Annotated in this window: 14 protein-coding genes; 7 read left to right on the top strand and 7 right to left on the bottom strand. The window is 60.9% G+C overall.

Going from position 1 to position 19,843, the window contains the following annotated elements; translation table 11 throughout:
• Window positions 1–33: 33 nt before the first annotated feature.
• The gene (secB, locus tag B0W55_RS00905; protein ID WP_077044183.1) at window positions 34–519 is read left to right on the top strand and encodes a protein-export chaperone SecB; all 486 of its coding nucleotides are present in this window, start codon (window positions 34–36) and stop codon (window positions 517–519) included.
• A 126-nt stretch (window positions 520–645) separates the two neighbouring features.
• Here secB and B0W55_RS00900 read toward each other — a convergent pair whose 3' ends face one another.
• Window positions 646–1,101, bottom strand: a complete 456-nt coding sequence (locus B0W55_RS00900; RefSeq protein ID WP_077044182.1) for a tRNA (cytidine(34)-2'-O)-methyltransferase — start codon at window positions 1,099–1,101, stop codon at window positions 646–648.
• Between B0W55_RS00900 and B0W55_RS00895 the strand changes: the two genes are divergently transcribed.
• Window positions 1,100–1,540: a hypothetical protein gene (locus B0W55_RS00895; RefSeq protein WP_077044181.1), complete on the top strand. Its 441-nt coding sequence runs from the start codon at window positions 1,100–1,102 to the stop codon at window positions 1,538–1,540. The genes B0W55_RS00900 and B0W55_RS00895 overlap by 2 nt on opposite strands.
• A gap of 692 nt (window positions 1,541–2,232) precedes the next feature.
• Here the strand turns inward: B0W55_RS00895 and ntrC are convergent.
• The 5 genes from ntrC to glnA all read right to left on the bottom strand — a co-directional run bounded on the left by ntrC (window position 2,233) and on the right by glnA (window position 7,681).
• On the bottom strand, window positions 2,233–3,669 hold the full coding sequence (gene ntrC / locus B0W55_RS00890) for a nitrogen regulation protein NR(I) (RefSeq protein WP_077044180.1): 1,437 nt from the start codon (window positions 3,667–3,669) through the stop codon (window positions 2,233–2,235).
• Complete coding sequence (glnL, locus tag B0W55_RS00885; protein WP_077044179.1) at window positions 3,666–4,751, bottom strand: nitrogen regulation protein NR(II); 1,086 nt, start codon at window positions 4,749–4,751, stop codon at window positions 3,666–3,668. The genes ntrC and glnL overlap by 4 nt, the downstream gene beginning before the upstream one ends.
• A 220-nt stretch (window positions 4,752–4,971) precedes the next feature.
• On the bottom strand, window positions 4,972–5,589 hold the full coding sequence (locus tag B0W55_RS00880; RefSeq protein ID WP_077044178.1) for a DUF4124 domain-containing protein: 618 nt from the start codon (window positions 5,587–5,589) through the stop codon (window positions 4,972–4,974).
• Window positions 5,586–6,095, bottom strand: coding sequence for a DUF4124 domain-containing protein (locus B0W55_RS00875; protein ID WP_077044177.1), 510 nt, complete (start codon window positions 6,093–6,095; stop codon window positions 5,586–5,588). The genes B0W55_RS00880 and B0W55_RS00875 overlap by 4 nt, the downstream gene beginning before the upstream one ends.
• Before the next feature lie 179 nt (window positions 6,096–6,274).
• Entirely contained in the window at window positions 6,275–7,681 is a 1,407-nt protein-coding gene (gene glnA, locus B0W55_RS00870) for a type I glutamate--ammonia ligase (protein WP_077044176.1), read from the bottom strand.
• A 328-nt stretch (window positions 7,682–8,009) separates the two neighbouring features.
• Here glnA and thiI point away from each other — a divergent pair, with 328 nt between their 5' ends.
• Together thiI and typA are read left to right on the top strand one after the other, a co-directional pair.
• Window positions 8,010–9,464 carry a tRNA uracil 4-sulfurtransferase ThiI gene (thiI, locus tag B0W55_RS00860; protein WP_077044175.1) on the top strand — a complete coding sequence of 485 codons (1,455 nt, stop codon included), beginning with the start codon at window positions 8,010–8,012 and terminating at the stop codon, window positions 9,462–9,464.
• Between the two features lie 139 nt (window positions 9,465–9,603).
• Entirely contained in the window at window positions 9,604–11,424 is a 1,821-nt protein-coding gene (gene typA, locus B0W55_RS00855; RefSeq protein WP_040063516.1) for a translational GTPase TypA, read from the top strand.
• A gap of 210 nt (window positions 11,425–11,634) precedes the next feature.
• Here the strand turns inward: typA and B0W55_RS00850 are convergent, their stop codons facing one another.
• Window positions 11,635–12,072 (bottom strand): YkgJ family cysteine cluster protein, encoded by a 438-nt coding sequence (locus B0W55_RS00850; protein WP_077044174.1) that lies wholly within the window; start codon window positions 12,070–12,072, stop codon window positions 11,635–11,637.
• Window positions 12,073–12,329: 257 nt separating this feature from the next.
• On the opposite strand from B0W55_RS00850, the gene B0W55_RS00845 reads away from it, so the two are divergent.
• From B0W55_RS00845 to B0W55_RS00835, 3 genes are all read left to right on the top strand, one after another.
• Window positions 12,330–14,780, top strand: coding sequence for a glycogen/starch/alpha-glucan phosphorylase (locus tag B0W55_RS00845; protein ID WP_077044173.1), 2,451 nt, complete (start codon window positions 12,330–12,332; stop codon window positions 14,778–14,780).
• Window positions 14,781–15,039: 259 nt separating this feature from the next.
• On the top strand, window positions 15,040–18,213 hold the full coding sequence (locus B0W55_RS00840; protein ID WP_077044172.1) for a DUF2339 domain-containing protein: 3,174 nt from the start codon (window positions 15,040–15,042) through the stop codon (window positions 18,211–18,213).
• Window positions 18,210–19,580 (top strand): DUF3999 domain-containing protein, encoded by a 1,371-nt coding sequence (locus tag B0W55_RS00835; protein ID WP_077044171.1) that lies wholly within the window; start codon window positions 18,210–18,212, stop codon window positions 19,578–19,580. Before B0W55_RS00840 ends, B0W55_RS00835 begins: the two co-directional genes overlap by 4 nt.
• Window positions 19,581–19,843: the final 263 nt, after the last annotated feature.

Here is a 19,843-nt window from a genome sequence, read left to right as displayed (position 1 = left end):
CTATAAAAAGCCCAAGATCAGAAAGGATCTGAGATGACTGACCAACAGAACACTGCAGCTGGCGAAGAAGAAACCGCACCGCAATTCTCCTTGCAGCGCATCTACGTACGTGACTTGTCCTTCGAAGCCCCGAAAAGCCCGGCGATCTTCCGCCAGCAATGGGAGCCGAGCGTCGGTCTGGATCTGAACACCCGCCAGAAGCCGCTGGAAAACGATTTCCACGAAGTCGTGCTGACCCTGTCGGTTACCGTTAAAAACGGTGACGAAGTGGCGTTCATCGCTGAAGTGCAACAGGCCGGTATCTTCCTGATCAAGAACCTGGACGACGCTTCGATGAGCCACACCCTGGGCGCGTTCTGCCCGAACATCCTGTTCCCGTACGCTCGCGAAGCGCTGGACAGCCTGGTGACCCGTGGCTCGTTCCCTGCCCTGATGCTGGCGCCGGTGAATTTCGACGCACTGTACGCGCAAGAGCTGCAGCGCATGCAGGCGGCTGGCGAGACGCCGACCGTTCAATAACCGGTCGTCCACGCACGTCCAATGTGGGAGCGGGCTTGCTCGCGAAGGCGCTTGATCATTCAGCATTGATGCTGACTGACAAACCGCTTTCGCGAGCAAGCCCGCTCCCACATTTGCTATGCGGTGTTATTTGAAGTCGTTCTGGCGCCAGGCTTCGTAGACGGCCACGGCGACGGTGTTCGACAGGTTCAGGCTGCGACAACCTTCACGCATCGGCAGGCGCAGGCGCTGGTCGGCGGGCAGGGCGTCGAGCACCTCGGCGGGCAGGCCACGGCTTTCCGGACCGAACAGGAACGCATCGCCCGGGACGAAACTGGCGTCATGGAAAGGCCGCGAGCCCTTGGTGGTGAAGGCGAACACGCGCGGCTGGCCCAGGCTTTCCAGGCAGCTGGCCAGGTCCGCATGGCGTTGCAGAGTGGCATACTCGTGGTAATCGAGGCCGGCCCGGCGCAGGCGCTTGTCGTCCATCTCGAAACCCAGCGGTTCGATCAAATGCAGGTGGCAGCCACTGTTGGCGCACAGCCTGATAACGTTGCCGGTATTCGGCGGAATTTCCGGTTGGAAAAGGATGACGTGAAACATGCACGGCTCCGAAGGTAAAGATGAGCGGCATTCTACGCCGCAAGCCGACCCTCGTTCGAAACTATTCCCACGGGTGATGGCATCGCTGGCGATTGTCGGGGTGATGGTGGGCATGATGATCGGCCGCCTGACCACCCCCGACCCCAGCGAGCTGCAGCAGGTCGACGTGACCAGTGATGGCCTGGTGGTGTGGTTCAACAACGAACCCAAGACCCATGGCGAGATCGTCGATGGCAGCGTCGCGTTGTTATTCGAAGCCCAGGGCAAGGCGCAGCAAGGTCAGCTCAAGCTCAACGACAAAAGCGTGAACTGGCGGGTGCGTTTGAGTGATGGGGGGTTGTTGCTGACGGCAGTGGCGGCCCGGCCTTTACAAGGCGACTGGGCCGGTCGCGAGGTCGATGACCGCTGGCGGCTGGAGATCCATCTCCGGGAGCAATAAAAGAGGGGATTCCCCGGCCTGCCTGTACCAAGGTCCCCAAAACGGCAGGATTCGCGCACGGTGTCGCGAACCCGGTGTAAAGAGGGAATCCCCGGCCTGCCTGTACCAAGGACCCCAAAACGGGAGGGCTCGCGCATGGCGTCGAGCCCGGTGTAAAGAAGGAACCCCTGACCTGCCTGTATCAAGGGCCCCAAAACCGGTGGACTCGTCGCTGTGTGCGGTGTGAGCCCGGTGTAAAGAGGGGAATCCCCGGCCTGCCTGTACCAAGGTCCCCGAAACTGGGTCGTGATCTGAATCACTGATGAGACCATTGCAGGGGGCGTGCCAGGTGTTAAGAAGTTGAGATGGAAAGTTGCGTACCATGGTCGAAAGCCCCGTAATTCGGGGCTTTCGTGTTTTTTCGAACAGGGTTCGTTTGTGAAAACAGAAGGGAAGATAGAGTCGTTGCCGTGCGCGATTGCGGTTCACGGTGCATTGCGGCGGTGCACAGGGATTGAAAGTAGGGCGCGAGCCTGCTCGTGAAATGGTGGGTCCGTCAGCATCGATGTCGAAGGTAATGGCCCCTTCGCGAGCAAGCCCGCTCCCACAGGGTTCAGTGGCGTTCACACGAGAGTGAAAGCACCAGAAATCCACTGTGGGAGCGGGCTTGCTCGCGAAGGCGGTATGACTGTCAGCGAAAGCCCAAAGGCTGCTTAGCCTTCATCCCCTTCATCATCGTCCCCGCCATCGACCTTCATCCCCAATTCCTTGATCTTGCGCGTCAAGGTATTGCGACCCCAGCCCAGCAGCACGGCGGCATCGCGACGGCGGCCAGCGGTGTGCTTGAGGGCGGTTTCGATCATGATCCGCTCGAAGGCCGGCACCGCGCTGTCCAGCAGGCTCGACTGGCCGCGAGCCAGCGCCTGGTCGGCCCACTGGCGCAGCGCCTGCTCCCAGTTGGTCACGGGCGCCGCGTCCTGCGGCAGGCTCAGCAGCTCTGGCGGCAGATCGCCGATGTGCACTTCGCGCCCCGAAGCCATCACCGTGATCCAACGGCAAGTGTTCTCCAGCTGACGCACGTTGCCCGGCCACGGCAGGTTTTTCAGGTATTCCTCGGTCTCGCTTTTGAGCAGCTTCGGCTCGACCGCCAGCTCTTGCGCAGCACGGCTGAGGAAGTGCTTGGCCAGGGTCGGGATGTCTTCACGGCGATCCGACAGGCGCGGAATGTGGATGCGGATCACGTTGAGGCGGTGGAACAAGTCCTCACGGAATTTGCCGGCGTGCACCAGGGTTTCCAGGTTCTGGTGCGTCGCGGCGATGATCCGCACATCCACCTTTACCGGCACATGACCGCCGACGCGATAGAACTCGCCATCGGCCAGCACTCGCAGCAGGCGGGTCTGGGTATCGGCCGGCATGTCGCCGATTTCGTCGAGGAACAAGGTGCCGCCGTCAGCCTGTTCGAAACGGCCGCGACGCAGGTTGGCCGCGCCGGTGAAGGCGCCTTTTTCGTGGCCGAACAGCTCGGATTCCATCAAGTCCTTGGGGATCGCCGCCATGTTCAGCGCGATGAACGGCGAAGCCGCGCGCGGGCTGTGGCGGTGCAGGGCGTGGGCGACCAGTTCTTTACCGGTACCCGACTCGCCGTTGATCAATACGGTGATGTTGGAGTGGCTCAAGCGCCCGATGGCGCGAAACACTTCCTGCATCGCCGGCGCTTCACCGATGATTTCCGGGGTGCGGGTCAGGGTCGGGGCGACTTCCAGGCCTTGTTGTTCCTGGGCGTGCTGGTTGGCGCGCTTGACCAGCGACACCGCTTCGTCGACGTCGAACGGCTTGGGCAGGTACTCAAAGGCACCGCCCTGATAGGACGCGACAGCGCTGTCCAGATCCGAGTGCGCGGTCATGATGATCACCGGCAACCGTGGATGTTGCTCGCGAATCCGCGCCAGAAGGTCCAGGCCGCTGGCGCCGGGCATGCGGATGTCCGAGATGATCACGTCCGGCTGCTGACGCGCCAGGCGGCTCATCACGCCATCGGCACTGTCGAAGCTTTGCGTGGTCATGCCTTCCTGCTGCAAGGCTTTTTCCAGGACCCAACGGATAGAACGGTCGTCATCGACGATCCACACGGTTTCACTACGGCTCATGTCGATGTGGCTCCTTGTTCCAGTGGCAGAAAGATCGAGAAAGTGGTGTGGCCGGGGTGGCTGTCACATTCGATCAGGCCCTGGTGCTGGCTGATGATGTTCTGGGTAATGGCCAGGCCCAGCCCGGTACCGTCCGGACGGCCGCTGACCATGGGAAAGAAAATGGTTTCCTGCAGTTCCGCCGGAATGCCCGGGCCGTTGTCGATGATTTCGATCTTGGTCACCAGGCGATGGCGCACATGGCCAATGGTGAACTGGCGCATGGCGCGGGTGCGCAGGCTGATGCGGCCCAGGCGCAGTTCGTTCTGGCTGCTGATGGCCTGCATGGCGTTGCGCACGATGTTCAGCACGGCCTGGATCATCTGTTCGCGATCGATCAAGACATCAGGAATGCTCGGGTCGTAGTCGCGCACCAAAGTGATGCAGCCCTGGCTTTCGGCTTCGACCAGATGGCAGACCCGCTCCAATACTTCGTGGACGTTGCACATGGCCAGCGACGGCAGCTTGTTGGAGCCGAGCATGCGATCCACCAGATTGCGCAGACGGTCGGCCTCTTCAATGATGACGTTGGTGTAGTCGCGCAGGCTTTCTTCCGGCAGCTCGCGGGCCAGCAACTGGGCTGCGCCGCGAATCCCGCCGAGGGGGTTCTTGATTTCATGGGCCAGGCCGCGCACCAGCATCTTGCTGGTTTCCTGCTTCGACAACTGCGCCTCTTCCTTGGTGATGCGCAGCAGGCGGTCGCGGGGATGGACCTCGAGCAGCAGCATCGTTTCGCCGGCGCTGAGGATTGGCGTGACCGCGTAATCCACCGTCAGGGTCTGCCCCGTAAGCGCCGTGAGCATGGCTTCGCGCTTGGTGAACGGGTGCGCCTGCTGGACCGCTTGTCGCAACGAGTTCAAGGCCTCGGTGGACTCGGTGAACAGCTCGCTGATGAACTGACCATGGCTGCGCTGGCCGCTGATGGCCAGCAGCATCTCGGCCGCCGGGTTCATGTACTCGAGGCGCAGTTCGGCGTCGAGCAGAATCGTTGCGGTGGTCAGGTTGTCCAGTAGCAAGCGGTGTAGTGCGTCACTGATGGTCATTCAGGACCTCTTTTGGCGCATGAATAAAAAGCCGATGCGAGGAAACTGCAAAAACCAAACCAAGGCTCCGAAAAGAAGCGCCAGATGCCTGAAACAGGCGTTTAACGCTCGATTGCGTGGCGCTTTGCCCGCTCTGGCGGGTCGTTTCGAACCAAAATGGGTTGCAATGAGCGCGTCGCGCAACAGATCGCACCAATATAGTGCGCAAAGCTGAACAGCGTTAGAAAAAGCGCTGGAGCAGATTTTTTTCTTCGGCGGGTTTATCCCGTAACGGGCATTCCGGCCGTTGGCCGTAGTCATCGAGGGCGCAGGGTTTGACCTTGCGCTTCTGCGCAAGAGACATTCGTAGCATGTGCATCGGCTGATTGGCGGTGCGTTCGACGATTTGGCCTTGCTCGTCGAGGATTTCCACCGACAGCTGATGGGTGCCGCGGTCGATGTCGGTGAGTGGGAAGACCGGGCTCGGGCCTGGCTCGGCAGTGGGTTGGCCATCGAGCAGCAAGCGATAGCGGTGACCCCGTTGCAGGCCTGGCTCGCTGGTGACGCTGACGATGATTTCCCCGGCAGTGCTGCGCACGGTGGCGTCCGGTTCCGGCACCAGGATGCGCAGCATGTCGTATCGAAACTGCGGTTTTTTCTCAGGCTTGTTTGTTGTCGCCAGAGCGGGTGGGGTGGCCGGGGCGGACATGCGATTGCTGGGCGCCAGCGGTACGCGCTTGGCGTTGCCGGGTTTGGGCTGGTCGGTGAACACCCGATTGCCCTGGGCGTCAACGTAGGTGAAGACCTCTGCCGAGGCCGGCAGGGCAAGCAGGCAGGCAATCAGCAGCCAGGCCTTCAAGGCTTGTGCACCCGTTGCACGGTGAAGGTTACGGTGGGGCTTTGCTGTATCACCGTCTGACCCTCGATGACCTGCACGGCGAGGCTGTGCGTGCCGCGGTCGACGTTGACCAGTTGCAGGATCGGCACGTTGCCCGGCTGGCCGTAGGGTTGTTCATCCAGCAGCAGCCTGAACAGATGCGGACCTTGCAGACGCGGTTTGATCAGTACGTTGACGGTGAACGTGCCGTTGTTGGCGCGCAAGGCTTCGGTGGTGGGCAGGTTGGTGAGTTCGAGCACCTCATAGGGGTTCGCAGCCTGTTCGCGAGTGCGGGTCTGGGCAGAGGGCTTGGGCGGTGCCTGAGGTTCAACGCTGTTGAGGGGCGGCAAATCGACCGGCTGAGCCTGCACCCCATCGGGCGGCTGATTGCTGTAGGCGGTGTTGCCGGCGGCGTCGGTGTACTTGTAGATCTGCGCTGCGGCGGGCAGGGCGATCAACAGCAGGATGAAGAGAAAACCACGACCCATGGAATCGACCGGAAATAGAAAGCGTTGGGTTGCAGCATAGGTCACGGATGGCGGTTGGCCCAAGCCGTCAACATGTGGGCATGTTTTTCTGCGGGAGAGATCGTTAAAACTTGGGCAATGAAAAAGGCCTCCCGAAGGAGGCCTCTTTCTGTCACGCCGCTTGCGCAGGCGCTACCGGATCAGCAGCTGTAGTACAGCTCGTATTCCAGTGGGTGTACGAAGGTGCGTACCTTGATTTCTTCTTCGCTTTTCAGAGCAATGTAAGCGTCGATGAAGTCGTCGGAGAACACGCCGCCTTTGGTCAGGAACGCGCGACCTTTGTCCAGCTCTTCCAGGGCTTCTTTCAGGCTGCCGCAAACTTGTGGGATCTCTTTGGCCTCTTCAGGCGGCAGGTCGTACAGGTTTTTGTCAGCGGCATCGCCAGGGTGGATCTTGTTCTGGATGCCGTCCAGGCCAGCCATCAACAGTGCGGCGAACGCCAGGTACGGGTTGGCTGCCGGATCCGGGAAGCGGGCTTCGATACGGCGGGCTTTAGGGCTCGACACGTAAGGAATACGGATCGAAGCGGAACGGTTGCGCGCCGAGTAGGCCAGCATGACCGGGGCCTCGAAGCCTGGCACCAGACGCTTGTAGGAGTTGGTCGCCGGGTTGGTGAAGCCGTTCAGGGCCTTACCGTGCTTGATGATGCCGCCGATGAAGTACAGAGCGGTATCGGACAGGCCGGCATAGCCTTCGCCTGCGAAGGTGTTCTTGCCATCTTTCCAGATGGACATGTGTACGTGCATACCCGAGCCGTTGTCGCCGTACAGAGGCTTAGGCATGAAGGTAGCGGTACGGCCGTAGGCGTCGGCAACGTTGTGTACAACGTACTTCAGGGTTTGGGTTTCGTCGGCTTTCTTCACCAGGGTGTTGAACTTGACGCCGATTTCGTTCTGGCCGGCAGTTGCCACTTCGTGGTGGTGAACTTCGACGGTCAGGCCCATTTCTTCCAGTGCGTTGCACATGGAGGTACGGATTTCGTGGTCGTGGTCGAACGGTGGAACCGGGAAGTAGCCGCCTTTGACGCCTGGACGGTGACCCTTGTTGCCGCCTTCGATGTCCTGGTCGGACATCCACGAGCCTTGCTCGGAGTAGATCTTGAACATCGAGCCGGAGATGTCCGACTTGAATTTCACCGAGTCAAAGATGAAGAACTCTGGCTCTGGACCGGCGAATACGGTGTCACCGATACCGGTGGCTTTGAGGTGCTCTTCAGCGCGCTTGGCGATCGCACGTGGGTCGCGGTCGTAGCCTTGCATGCTCGAAGGTTCGATGATGTCGCAGACCAGGATCAGGGTCGGCTCTTCGGTGAACGGGTCCAGAACCGCGGTGGAATCGTCCGGCATCAGGATCATGTCGGAGGCTTCGATGCCTTTCCAGCCAGAGATGGAAGAACCGTCGAACATCTTGCCGACTTCAAAGAAGTCTTCGTCCAGCGCGTCGCGAGCCGGCATGGTCACGTGGTGCTGAGTGCCTTTGGTGTCCGTGAACCGCAGATCAATCCACTTGACGTCATGATCTTTGATGAGTTGAACCGACTTCGACATAGTGTCCTCCGGGTGGCTTAGGGCTGGTAGTGGATGCCCTTAAATGTTTGTGATGCCGGCGCGAATACTCTGCCAAGGCAACCTGCCTCACAAGGGAGCAAATTGCATGCCAGTGCCCCAGCATGGGTTTTTTGCCCCAATTTCACGCTTATGGCGGCTCAGGACGCATAAAGGAAGCATTTATCGCCCCGTAATGTGGCGCTAAAAATGCAAAATGACCTGTTTTGGTGCGCTCAAAACCTTCTGTACATTAACTGGTTAAACCTTGAGCAATTTCCGCTATAATCCGCGCCCCCCTTTTTCGGCTGGCCCAGCGCGCGCTGTTTTCATGAAACTAATCGTAAAAGTCTTTCCCGAGATCACCATCAAGAGCCGCCCGGTACGGATGCGTTTCATCCGCCAATTGGCCAAGAACATCCGTGCCGTGCTCCGCGATCTGGACCCGGCCGTGGTGGTGAACGGCGTGTGGGACAATCTCGAACTGGAAACCCGCGTCACGGATCCCAAGGCCCTGAAAGAGATGGGCGAGCGCCTGAGCTGCATGCCAGGCGTTGCACACTTTTTGCAGATCGACGAGTACCCGCTGGGTGACTTCGATGACATCGTCGACAAGTGCAAGCAGCACTACGGCGATGCATTGGCCGGCAAGATTTTTTCGGTGCGTTGCAAGCGGGCCGGCAAGCACCCCTTCAGCTCGATCGATATCGAGAAATATGTCGGCAGCCAATTGCGCCGACAGTGCGGTGCCGCCGGAATCGACTTGAAAAAGCCGGAAATCGAAGTGCGCATCGAAGTTCGCGACCAACGGTTGTTCGTGATCCACAGCCAGCACAACGGCATCGGCGGTTATCCGCTGGGTGCCCTGGAACAGACGCTGGTGCTGATGTCCGGTGGCTTCGACTCCACCGTTGCGGCCTACCAGATCATGCGTCGCGGCCTGATGGCCCACTTCTGCTTCTTCAATCTGGGCGGAAGGGCCCATGAACTGGGCGTCATGGAGGTCGCGCATTTCATCTGGAAGAAGTACGGCAGCTCCCAGCGCGTGTTATTTGTCAGTGTGCCGTTCGAAGAAGTTTTGGGCGAAATTCTCGGCAAAGTCGATAACAGTCATATGGGCGTCGTATTGAAGCGTATGATGTTGCGCGCTTCTTCCCAAATCGCCGATCGACTGCACATTGAGGCGCTGGTCACCGGTGAGGCGATCTCCCAGGTATCGAGCCAGACGTTGCCGAACCTGTCCGTGATCGACTGCGTGACCGACAAGCTGGTATTGCGCCCGCTGATCGCCAGCCACAAGCAGGACATCATCGATACGGCCAACGAAATCGGCACCGCCGATTTCGCCCGGCACATGCCGGAGTACTGCGGGGTCATTTCGGTCAATCCGAAGACCGCCGCCAAGCGCTACCGCGTGGAGCACGAAGAGAAAGAATTCGACATGGCCGTCCTTGAGCGCGCGCTCGAGAATGCCAAGCTGGTGCCGATCGATCGGGTGATCGATGAACTGGGCCAGGACATACAGATTGAAGAAGTCAGCGATGCGCTGGCCGGTCAGATCGTGATCGACATCCGCCACCCGGATGCCGCCGAGGATGACCCGCTGGAACTCGCTGGTATCGAGGTACAGACGATGCCGTTTTATGCACTGAACGCTCGTTTCAAGGAACTGGACCCTACTCGCCAGTACCTGCTGTATTGCGACAAAGGCGTGATGAGTCGCCTGCATGCCCACCATTTGCTCAGTGAGGGGCATGCCAATGTGCGCGTTTATCGACCGAGCTAAGTGCCCGGGGCTGTTTGCCTGTGGCCTGCGTCACCGGCCCCCCGATGCCACCGTCAAGCTGTAACGGCTTTCACGGACGCTACTGTTAATCGCTGCCAAGACTTGTCAGCACACCGAATCCTCTGATCGAGATACACAAGTGATCGAAAATCTACGCAACATCGCCATCATTGCCCACGTTGACCATGGTAAGACCACCTTGGTAGACAAACTCCTGCGTCAGTCCGGCACCCTGGAGCGCAACGAGCTCAACGACGAGCGCGTGATGGACTCCAACGACCAGGAAAAAGAGCGCGGTATTACCATTCTGGCGAAAAACACCGCCATCAACTGGAACGGCTACCACATCAACATCGTGGACACCCCGGGCCACGCCGACTTCGGCGGCGAAGTTGAACGCGTCATGTCGATGGTCGACTCCGTTCTGCTGCTGGTTGACGCTCAAGACGGCCCTATGCCGCAAACCCGTTTCGTGACCAAGAAGGCGTTCGAAGCCGGCCTGCGTCCAATCGTGTGCATCAACAAGGTTGACCGTCCAGGCGCGCGTCCGGACTGGGTTCTGGACCAGATCTTCGACCTGTTCGACAACCTGGGTGCCACCGAAGAACAGCTGGACTTCAAAGTCGTCTACGCCTCGGCCCTGAACGGTATTGCCGGTCTGGACCACAACGAAATGGCTGACGACATGACCCCGCTGTACCAGTCGATCGTCGACAACGTTCCGGCGCCGGCTGTTGACCGTGACGGTCCGTTCCAGATGCAGATCTCCGCACTGGACTACAACAGCTTCCTGGGTGTTATCGGCGTTGGCCGTATCGCTCGTGGTCGCGTCAAGCCGAACACTCCGGTTGTGGCTATCAGCGCCGACGGCAAGAAGCGTAACGGTCGTATCCTGAAGCTGATGGGTCACCACGGTCTGCACCGTGTAGACGTAGAAGAAGCAGCTGCTGGCGACATCGTGTGCATCAGCGGTATGGACGAGCTGTTCATCTCCGACACCCTGTGCCAGCTGGACACCCCGGAAGCGATGAAGCCGTTGACCGTCGACGAGCCAACCGTTTCCATGACCTTCCAGGTGAACGACTCGCCGTTCTGCGGTAAAGAAGGCAAGTTCGTGACCTCCCGTAACATCAAGGAGCGTCTGGACAAAGAGCTGCTGTACAACGTTGCACTGCGCGTTGAAGAAGGCGACTCGGCTGACAAGTTCAAGGTCTCCGGCCGTGGCGAACTGCACCTCTCGGTACTGATCGAAACCATGCGTCGCGAAGGCTTCGAAATGGCTGTAGGCCGTCCGGAAGTGATCATCCGTCTGGTTGACGGCGTGAAGCACGAACCGTACGAAAACGTCACCATCGACCTGCCGGAAGAATCCCAGGGCAAGGTGATGGAAGAGATGGGCCTGCGTAAGGGCGACCTGACCAACATGGTGCCGGATGGCAAGGGCCGTGTACGTCTGGAATACAACATCCCTGCTCGTGGTCTGATCGGTTTCCGTAACCAGTTCCTGACCCTGACCAACGGTGCTGGCATCCTGACCTCGATCTTCGACCGTTACGACGTGATGAAGTCCGGCGACATGTCCGGCCGTCAGAACGGCGTTCTGGTTTCGGTTGAAACCGGCAAGGCACTGACCTACTCCCTGGAAACCCTGCAGGCGCGTGGCAAGCTGTTCGTTGAACACGGTCAGGAAATCTACAACGGTCAGATCGTTGGTCTGAACAGCCGTGACAACGACCTGGGCGTCAACCCTACCAAGGGCAAGAAGCTCGACAACATGCGTGCTTCGGGTAAAGACGAAACCATCGCCCTGGTTCCACCTGTTCGCTTCACCCTGGAACAGGCTCTGGAATTCATCCAGGACGATGAACTGTGCGAAGTGACGCCTAAGTCCATCCGTCTTCGCAAGAAGATCCTGGACGAAAGCGAGCGTACCCGCGCTGCGAAGAAAGCCAAGGCATAAGATTTAGCCCCGGCTGAACGAAAACGCCCCCGGTCGAAAGGCCGGGGGCGTTTTTGTTTGTCTGGGGGGTTGTGTGGTGTTTGTCCCGGCCTCTTCGCGAGCAAGCCCGCTCCCACAGTGACCGAGTTCTTTCAGCAAGAATGCGATCAACTGTGGGAGCGGGCTTGCTCGCGAAGGCGGCCGGTCCGTCGCCGCATCAACCAGGGGAGGTCAGAAGCGCTCAATACCCCGCGAATTGCGCTCGCGCTCCACTTCTTTGGGCTTGTACGCGCAATACCCAGGCCGCGGGCCGATTTTCGGGTGGTTGCGGCAGGTGTCGGGGCGCTTTTCATAAATAGTGCACAGACGACTCTTACGATCCAGGTACAGGCAATCGTTGTTGCTCATGCGCTGGAGGGTGAAGATCTCGGACTTCTGGTTGTAACGCTCGACGATCCCTTCCTTCTGCAGGCGCTTGGCGATGTTCTTTGGCGGCTCACCGCGCTCGAACTCGTCGACGATGCCGATACGGATCAGGTCCTTGATCTTCACTTCCACCGGCAGGGTGCAGCAACTGGACATGCACGAGCCGCACATCGGGGCGCTGTATTTGGCCCAGGTATCGAGTCGGTCGATCTCCGCGGCGGCGATCAGGTTGGGCTTCATCATCGGTTGTTACCAGGCGTATGCATCAGGGCGCGCGATCATACCGGGACTGGTGGATTTTTGAACAACCTTTCGCCAGTTTTTTTAAAGAGGGCCCTGGAAACACCCTTGATCCGGCACAACACCTGCATTGATTCGGCGACACGACAATGTATTGCCAGACTGTCTCGCACTAGTAGGAAAAACTGCCGAACCAGAGCCCTCACCGTCTGTCAGACCGTCTAGGCTCAACAACTCCATGCTCGCTCGAGGTCCTATCGATGACTCAAGAACCACTTGTTCGCGAAGCAGAGGTGGCCGCATTTCGCGACGCCGTCTTGACCAAGCTCACCTACGCGGTGGGCAAAGACCCCGATCACGCCTTCGACCATGACTGGTTCGAAGCCATCGCCCTGGCCGCGCGTGATCACATGGTCGAGCACTGGATGGACCACACGCGGCAGATCTACCGCAAAGGTCAGAAACGGGTTTATTACCTCTCCCTGGAATTCCTCATCGGCCGGTTGCTCTACGACAGCCTGAGCAACCTGGGCCTGCTCGACGTGGCGCGCGAGGCGCTGACCGAACTCGGCGTCGACCTGGAACGCATCCGTCTGCTGGAGCCGGACGCCGCGCTGGGCAACGGCGGCCTCGGTCGTCTGGCGGCGTGCTTCATGGAGAGCATGTCGACCCTGGGCATCGCCGGGCACGGTTACGGCATTCGCTACGAACACGGCTTGTTCCGTCAGGCGATTGTGGACGGCTGGCAGCAGGAGCAGACCGAGCACTGGCTGGACTTCGGTAACCCCTGGGAATTCGAGCGGCCGGAAGTCGTTTACCCGATCGGCTTCGGCGGCAGCGTCGAGACGGTGACCGACGAAACCGGTAAATCCAAACAAGTCTGGCACCCGGCCGAAACCGTGCGGGCCATTGCCTACGACACGCCGGTGGTCGGCTGGCGCGGGGCGAGCGTCAACACCCTGCGGCTGTGGCGCGCACGGGCCATGGAAGACCTGCACCTTGAGCGTTTCAACGCCGGCGACCACCTGGGCGCAGTCGCCGAAGTAGCACGGGCCGAAAGTATTTCCCGCGTGCTCTACCCGGCGGACAGCACCGAAGCCGGCCAGGAACTGCGCCTGCGCCAGGAGTACTTCTTCGTCGCCGCGTCGCTGCAGGATTTGCTGCGCCGCCATCGCAACATGCACACCTCGGTGCTGACCCTGGGCGACCACGCCGCCATCCAGCTCAACGACACCCACCCCTCGATTGCCGTCGCCGAGTTGATGCGTCAGTTGGTCGACGTCTACGACGTGGCCTGGGACGCCGCCTGGCAGGTCACTGTCGATACGCTGTCCTACACCAACCACACGCTGCTGCCCGAAGCGCTGGAAACCTGGCCGGTGGGCCTGATGGAACGCATGCTGCCGCGGCACATGCAGATCATCTATTTGATCAACGCCCAGCACATCGACTCGCTGCGGGCCAAAGGCATTCACGACTTCGACGTATTGCGCGCGGTGTCGCTGATCGAGGAAGACAACGGCCGCCGCGTGCGCATGGGCAACCTGGCGTTCCTCGGCTCCCACAGTGTCAACGGCGTGTCCGGCCTGCATACGCAGTTGATGCGCAAAACGGTGTTCTCGGAACTGCACAAGCTTTACCCGGAGCGGATCAACAACAAGACCAACGGCATCACCTTCCGCCGCTGGCTGTTCCAGTCCAACCAGGAACTGACCTCGATGCTGGTCGATGCCCTCGGCGCGGACTTGCTCGACAACCCTGAAGAGCGCCTGCTCGACCTGGAGCCGTTCGCCGAGAAAGCCGCGTTCCGCAAGGCCTTCGCCGAGCAGCGGTTGCACAGCAAAAAAGCCCTGGCGTACATCATTCATGAGCGTCTGGGTGTGGCGGTCAACCCGGCGGCGATGTTCGACGTGCAGGTCAAGCGGATCCACGAGTACAAGCGCCAGTTGCTGAACCTGATGCACACCGTGGCGTTGTATCAGGCGATTCGTGCCGAGCCGGAAATCGACTGGGTGCCGCGGGTGAAAATCTTCGCCGGTAAAGCCGCGGCCAGTTATCACCAGGCCAAGCTGATCATCAAACTGACCAACGACATCGCCCGGGTGGTGAACAACGACCCGACCGTGCGCGGCTTGCTCAAAGTGGTGTTCCTGCCCAACTACAACGTCAGCCTGGCCGAGAGCATCATTCCGGCAGCGGACTTGTCCGAGCAGATTTCCACCGCCGGGTTCGAGGCATCGGGCACCAGCAACATGAAGTTCGGCCTCAACGGCGCACTGACCATCGGCACCCTGGACGGTGCCAACGTGGAAATGTGCGAGCGCATCGGTGCCGAGCACATGTTCATCTTCGGCCTGAGCGCCCAGCAGGTGGAAGCGCGCAAACAGAACCATGAGTTCAGCGCGGTGCCGGACATCGCCGCGTCCCATCGTCTCAATGATGTGTTGCAGGCCATTCGCGGCGGGGTGTTCTCGCCGGATGATCCGTCGCGCTACACCGGGCTGATCGACTCGCTGGTGGACTATGACCGCTTCCTGGTCTGCGCCGATTTCGACTCCTACTGGAACGCACAAATGCGCGTCGAAGCCCACTGGCACGATTCGAACGAATGGTGGCGCTCGGCGGTGTTGAACACGGCGCGGATGGGCTGGTTCTCCTCGGACCGGACGATTCGTGAATACGCCACCGATATCTGGAAGGCGTTGGAGTAACGTCAGCGGGGCCTGATCGATATACTGGGCATCAACTCGATCCTTGTGGGAGCGGGCTTGCTCGCGAAAGCGGACTGTCATTCAACATCGATGTTGATTGCCAAGCCCTCTTCGCGAGCAAGCCCGCTCCCACATTGGATTTTGGGAAGCAGGTACATTCTGCTTTCACACTGGATGCCGGGTGTCTGGACACTAGACTGAGTCAGACGCTGTACTGCCCGGACATGCCTCGCGATGGGGCCGCTTAGGGATATCGACCATGCAATGGATGTTCATGCTGATTGGCCTGGTGCTGGGCTGGATACTCGACGAGTCGTTCAGCGATGCGCTGTTGGGCGCGTTGCTGGGGTTGGCGATTGGTCAGGGCATTCGTGTCGCGCGGTTGGCCTCGCTGGCCAGTGCGCAGCAGCGTCTGCTGGAGCAGGCACAGGTTGCGCTGCACGGCATGGAACAGCGGCTGGCCTTGCTGGAAGCGTCAGGCGTCAGGACGCAGGAAACTGTCGAAACCGTTCCTGCCGAGCAAATCGTTGTCGCACAACCCCCTGTCGAAACCCCTGAACTGGTCTGGGAACTGCCACCGGAACTCGACCCGGTCAACGTTGCGCCCATCGATCCCTGGAGACCCCAGCCCGCTGTTCGCGAGCAGCAACCCACGATCCTCCAAGGCCCCAACTTCATCGAGCGCGCCATCAATGCTGCACGTGCCTGGCTGTTTGGCGGCAACACGGTGCTGCGGGTCGGCGTGGTGCTGTTGTTTCTCGGTCTGGCGTTCCTGCTGCGCTATGCAACCGAAGGCGTGGTGGTGCCGCTCGAATTGCGTTACGCCGGGGTCGCGGGCGCGGCGCTGGGTTTGCTGGGCTTGGGTTGGTGGTTGCGACAGCGCAACGCTCAGTACGCGCTGATCCTGCAAGGCGCCGGGGTTGCCGTTTTGTACTTGACGGTATTTGCCGCAATGCGTCTGCACCCCTTGCTTGAGCCCTCGGCGGCGTTTGGCTTGCTCGTCGCGGTGACGGTGTTCTCAGCCATCCTCGCCATTACCCAGGACTCTCTGGGCTTGGCCGCCGCCGCAGCCTTGGGCGGATTCGCAGCGCCGATTCTCGCCTCCACCGGTGAGGGCAGTCACGTCGCGCTGTTCAGCTATTTCGCCTTGCTCAATACCGGCATCCTCGCCATCGCCTGGTTCAAGGCCTGGCGCATGCTGAACGTGATCGGTTTCGTCGGCACCTTCGGCATCGGTGTCGCCTGGGGGTTGCGCTCCTATTCTCCCGAGATGTTGTGGAGTACCGAGCCGTTCCTGATCCTGTTCTTCCTGATGTACCTGGCCATCGGCCTGCTGTTTGCCCGGCGCAAGTTGCTCGAGATGAGCGACGCGCCCGAGCAGGACGACCGCGACGCGTTGCTGCGCTGGTCGGCGCGCAAGGGTGACTACGTTGACGGTACGCTGTTGTTCGGGCCGCCGTTGGTGGGCTTCGGGTTGCAGTTCGCCCTGGTGCAGCATCTGGCGTTTGCCGCTGCGTTCAGTGCCTTGGCGCTGGGCATCCTCTACATGGGCCTGGCCCGGGTGTTGTTCAAAGGTCGCACGTTGTTGCTGGCGGAAACCTGCCTGGCCCTGGGCGTGATTTTCACCAGCCTGGCGATTCCCCTGGGGCTCGACGCTCGCTGGACCACCGCCGCCTGGGCCGTGGAAGGCGCGGGGATTTTCTGGCTCGGCCTGCGTCAGCATCGGCAATTGGCCCGAGCGTTCGCTTTGCTGTTGCAGCTGGGCTCGGCGCTGGTGTTTCTTGGCGAATTGGGCGGTTCAGAGAGCAGCTTGCTCGGTGGCTCAACCTTGGGCGCACTGATGCTCGGCGTCGCTTTGTTGTTCAGTTTCCACCAATTGCACAAGGCGTTGCCGGAGCAAACGGCGATTTGGGAACGCAAAGGCCAACCGGTATTGGCCTGCCTCGGGCTGGCGTTTCTCTATCTGCTGGCACCTTTGTTTTTCTTCGGCCATGGCACCGTGATCAGTTGGGCCCTGGCCGGTGTGGTGACCCTGTTTGTCGGCCTGCGCCTGCCATCGCGCGCGTTTGTGTTTACGGCGCTCGCCGTGCAGTGGTTGGCGGGTGCGTTGTTCCTGACGGTGTGGCCGGCACCCGCGCAAGCACTGCTGGCCCAGGGTGGATTCTGGGCGCCGCTGCTGTTGGGGCTGGCCGGGTTCGTCGCGGCCTGGGGATTGCAGTTCGGCAATTGTTCTGTGGCCATCGACGGCTTGCTGGCGCGCCGCTTGTCTCAGGGAATGCTGGTGTGGGGCGCGGCTTGGTGGGCGTTGGCGGGGTCCAGTGAAGTGCTGCGCTTTGCCCCGTTGGAGTTGCAAGCGACACTGCTGCTCGGCGTCGCAGCGCTGAGCGTTGCGCTGTGGACATTGCTAGCGCTGCGCCTGAAGTGGCCATCGCTGGGCGTGCTCTGCACCGTGTTGATTCCCGCCGCCGGGCTGGTGTTGCTGGCCGCGTGGCATTCGCGTTATCACCCGGCGGCCAACGTCGGCTGGTTGTCCTGGGCGGCGGTGTTCCTTGTCCATTTCATCTCATTGCGCCGTCTGGCGCCGATGCTGCCGGCGTGGGCGTCGAGTGGCGCCCATGTACTGGGTTGCTGGCTGCTGATCGGCGTGCTGGCCCTGGAATTGCGCTACGGTCTGTTGCTGTTGTCCGAGCAATACAACGCCTGGCGCTGGTTGGGTTGGGCGATCCTGCCGAGCCTGTACCTGGTGCTGATGGCCGCGCCGCGCAACTGGCCGTGGCCAGTGTCCGCGTATCCCCGCGAGTACCGCTTTTATGCAGCGGCACCGTTGGCGGTGCTGATGCTGGGCTGGTTCTGGCTGGCCAATACCTTCAGTGACGGCAATGCCGAGCCGCTGCCTTATGTGCCGCTGATCAATCCGCTGGAGCTGGGATTGTTGTTTGCGTTGTTCGGTGTTTATGCCTGGTTGCGCAGCGCGGTGCCGCAACTGACGATCTACAGGGCCCCTGTGGACCGTGCCGCACAACTGATCGTCGGCGTTTCGTTGTTCGCTTTTTTCACGGCCATGGTGATGCGTGCGGCCCATCATTGGAGCGGCGTGCCGTTCGAACTCGATGCGTTGCTCGAATCGATGCGGGTGCAGGCCGGGCTCTCCATCGTCTGGACCTTGATGGCCCTGGCCCTGATGATCGGCGGCCACCTGCGCCATCGTCGCGAAGTCTGGCTGATCGGCGCGGCGCTGATCGGCGTCGTGGTGGCCAAACTGTTCTTTGTCGAACTGAGCAACCGTGGCGGGCTCGCCCGGATCGTTTCGTTCATTGGTGTGGGCGTGTTGCTGTTGGTGGTGGGTTACTTCGCCCCGTTGCCGCCCAAACGCGTCGAGGCTGCGCCGCAAGCCGAAAAACCGGCCCCTGAAACCGAAGGAGTGTCGTCTTGAATCAGAAGCTGAACCTGGGCTGGTTGGGTGTCATCGCGATGGGCATGGCCTTGTCGGCCGGCGCCCAGGACAAACCTGAGGACTTTGCCACTCGGGTTGCGCTGTCGGTGAGCGGCGAAGGCCCGTGGTATCGCCTGCAATTGCCTTTGACGGTGCAGCTCAATGCCCGGCAGACCGACCTCGGCGATGTGCGGGTATTCAACGCCGCCGGCCAGCCCCAGGCCTATGCCTTGGCCCGGGAAACTGCGGCAACCGAAGACAATCGCAGCCTGACCGACGTCAAATGGTTCCCCTTGTACGATTCGGCGGACGATACCGAGCGCGTACCGGGTGTGCGGGTGCAATCGAGTGCCAATGGCACGCTCGTCGAGGTGCAGCCGTCCCGTCAGCTGGAGCCGGGCGAGGAAGTGCTGCGCGGCTGGTTGCTCGATGCCAGTGCAATCAAGGCGCCTTTGCAGCGCCTGCTGCTCGACTGGACCAGTGAGCGCGACGGCTTCCAGCTGTTCACCATCGAGGCCAGCGACGATATGCAGAACTGGCAGTCCTGGGGGGAAGGGCAGGTGGCGCGGCTGACCTTTGCCGACGAACGGGTCGAACAGCATGAAGTGGGCTTGCCGGGGCAGGCGGCGCGCTATCTGCGACTGCTGTGGAACACACCGCAGTCGGCGCCGATCCTGACCTCGGCGCAAGTGCAAAGCGCCAGTCCGCGCAGCCTGCCGTTGCCGTTGGTGTGGTCGCAGGCATTGGCCGGCGACAGTGTGAAGGCCGGTGAGTACACCTGGCAGCTGCCGATGGGAATGAATGTGGAGCGGGTGCAGGTGGTGCTGGATCAACCCAACAGCCTGGCGCCCGCGACCCTGGCCGGTCGTCGGGACAGCAGCCTGCCGTGGCAGCAATTGAGCAGCGGTTTGCTCTATCGCCTGACCCAGAGCGGCCAGGACGTGGTGCAGAACGAATTGCAGCTGTATGGGCAGACTGTCCAGCAGCTGAAACTGACCGTGGACGAGCGCGGCGGTGGACTCGGGGCGCAAGCGCCGGCATTGAAATTTGCCGTGCGCGCCACGCAACTGGTGTTCCTGGCGCGGGGGCCGGGGCCTTACACGCTGGCCTTGGGCAATGCGACGGCGAAAGCCGCGAACCTGCCCTTGTCGACGCTGATTCCCGATTACAGCCCGGCGAAGCTGGCGACACTGGGCAGGGCTTCGGTTGATGGCGCGGTGGTAGTGGCGCCGGTTGCGGCAACCGTGCCAGCGCCTGCGGGCACCGACTGGAAGAGGTTCGGCCTGTGGGCGGTGCTGTTGCTCAGCGTGCTGTTTCTGGCGGCGATGGCGTTCAGTCTGTTGCGCAAGCCACCGGCCAAGTCCTGAGGATGGCTGGCGCTGCGCGCCATTCGCGAGCAAGCCCGCTCCCACATTGGAATGCATATTCCTGTGGGAGCGGGCTTGCTCGCGAATACGGTTTATCAGCCATGAAAATCTTGAACCTGCCACCATTCCCGAGCCCATTTCGGACTACGCTGAACCCCGCGCATGAACTCTCTTTGGCCGATCACGTCTGATAGGAGGAAATGCGCCCCGACTCGCGCTAAACTGCGCGGGTTTTTAGCCCCCCCATTCCACCGGAGCCTTCC

Origin of the sequence: Pseudomonas sp. KK4 (assembly GCF_001984065.1) — a bacterium.
Classification (GTDB): domain Bacteria; phylum Pseudomonadota; class Gammaproteobacteria; order Pseudomonadales; family Pseudomonadaceae; genus Aquipseudomonas.
The sequence above is the reverse complement of the archived record's forward strand: the minus strand, read 5'-3'. Positions and strand labels throughout refer to the sequence as shown.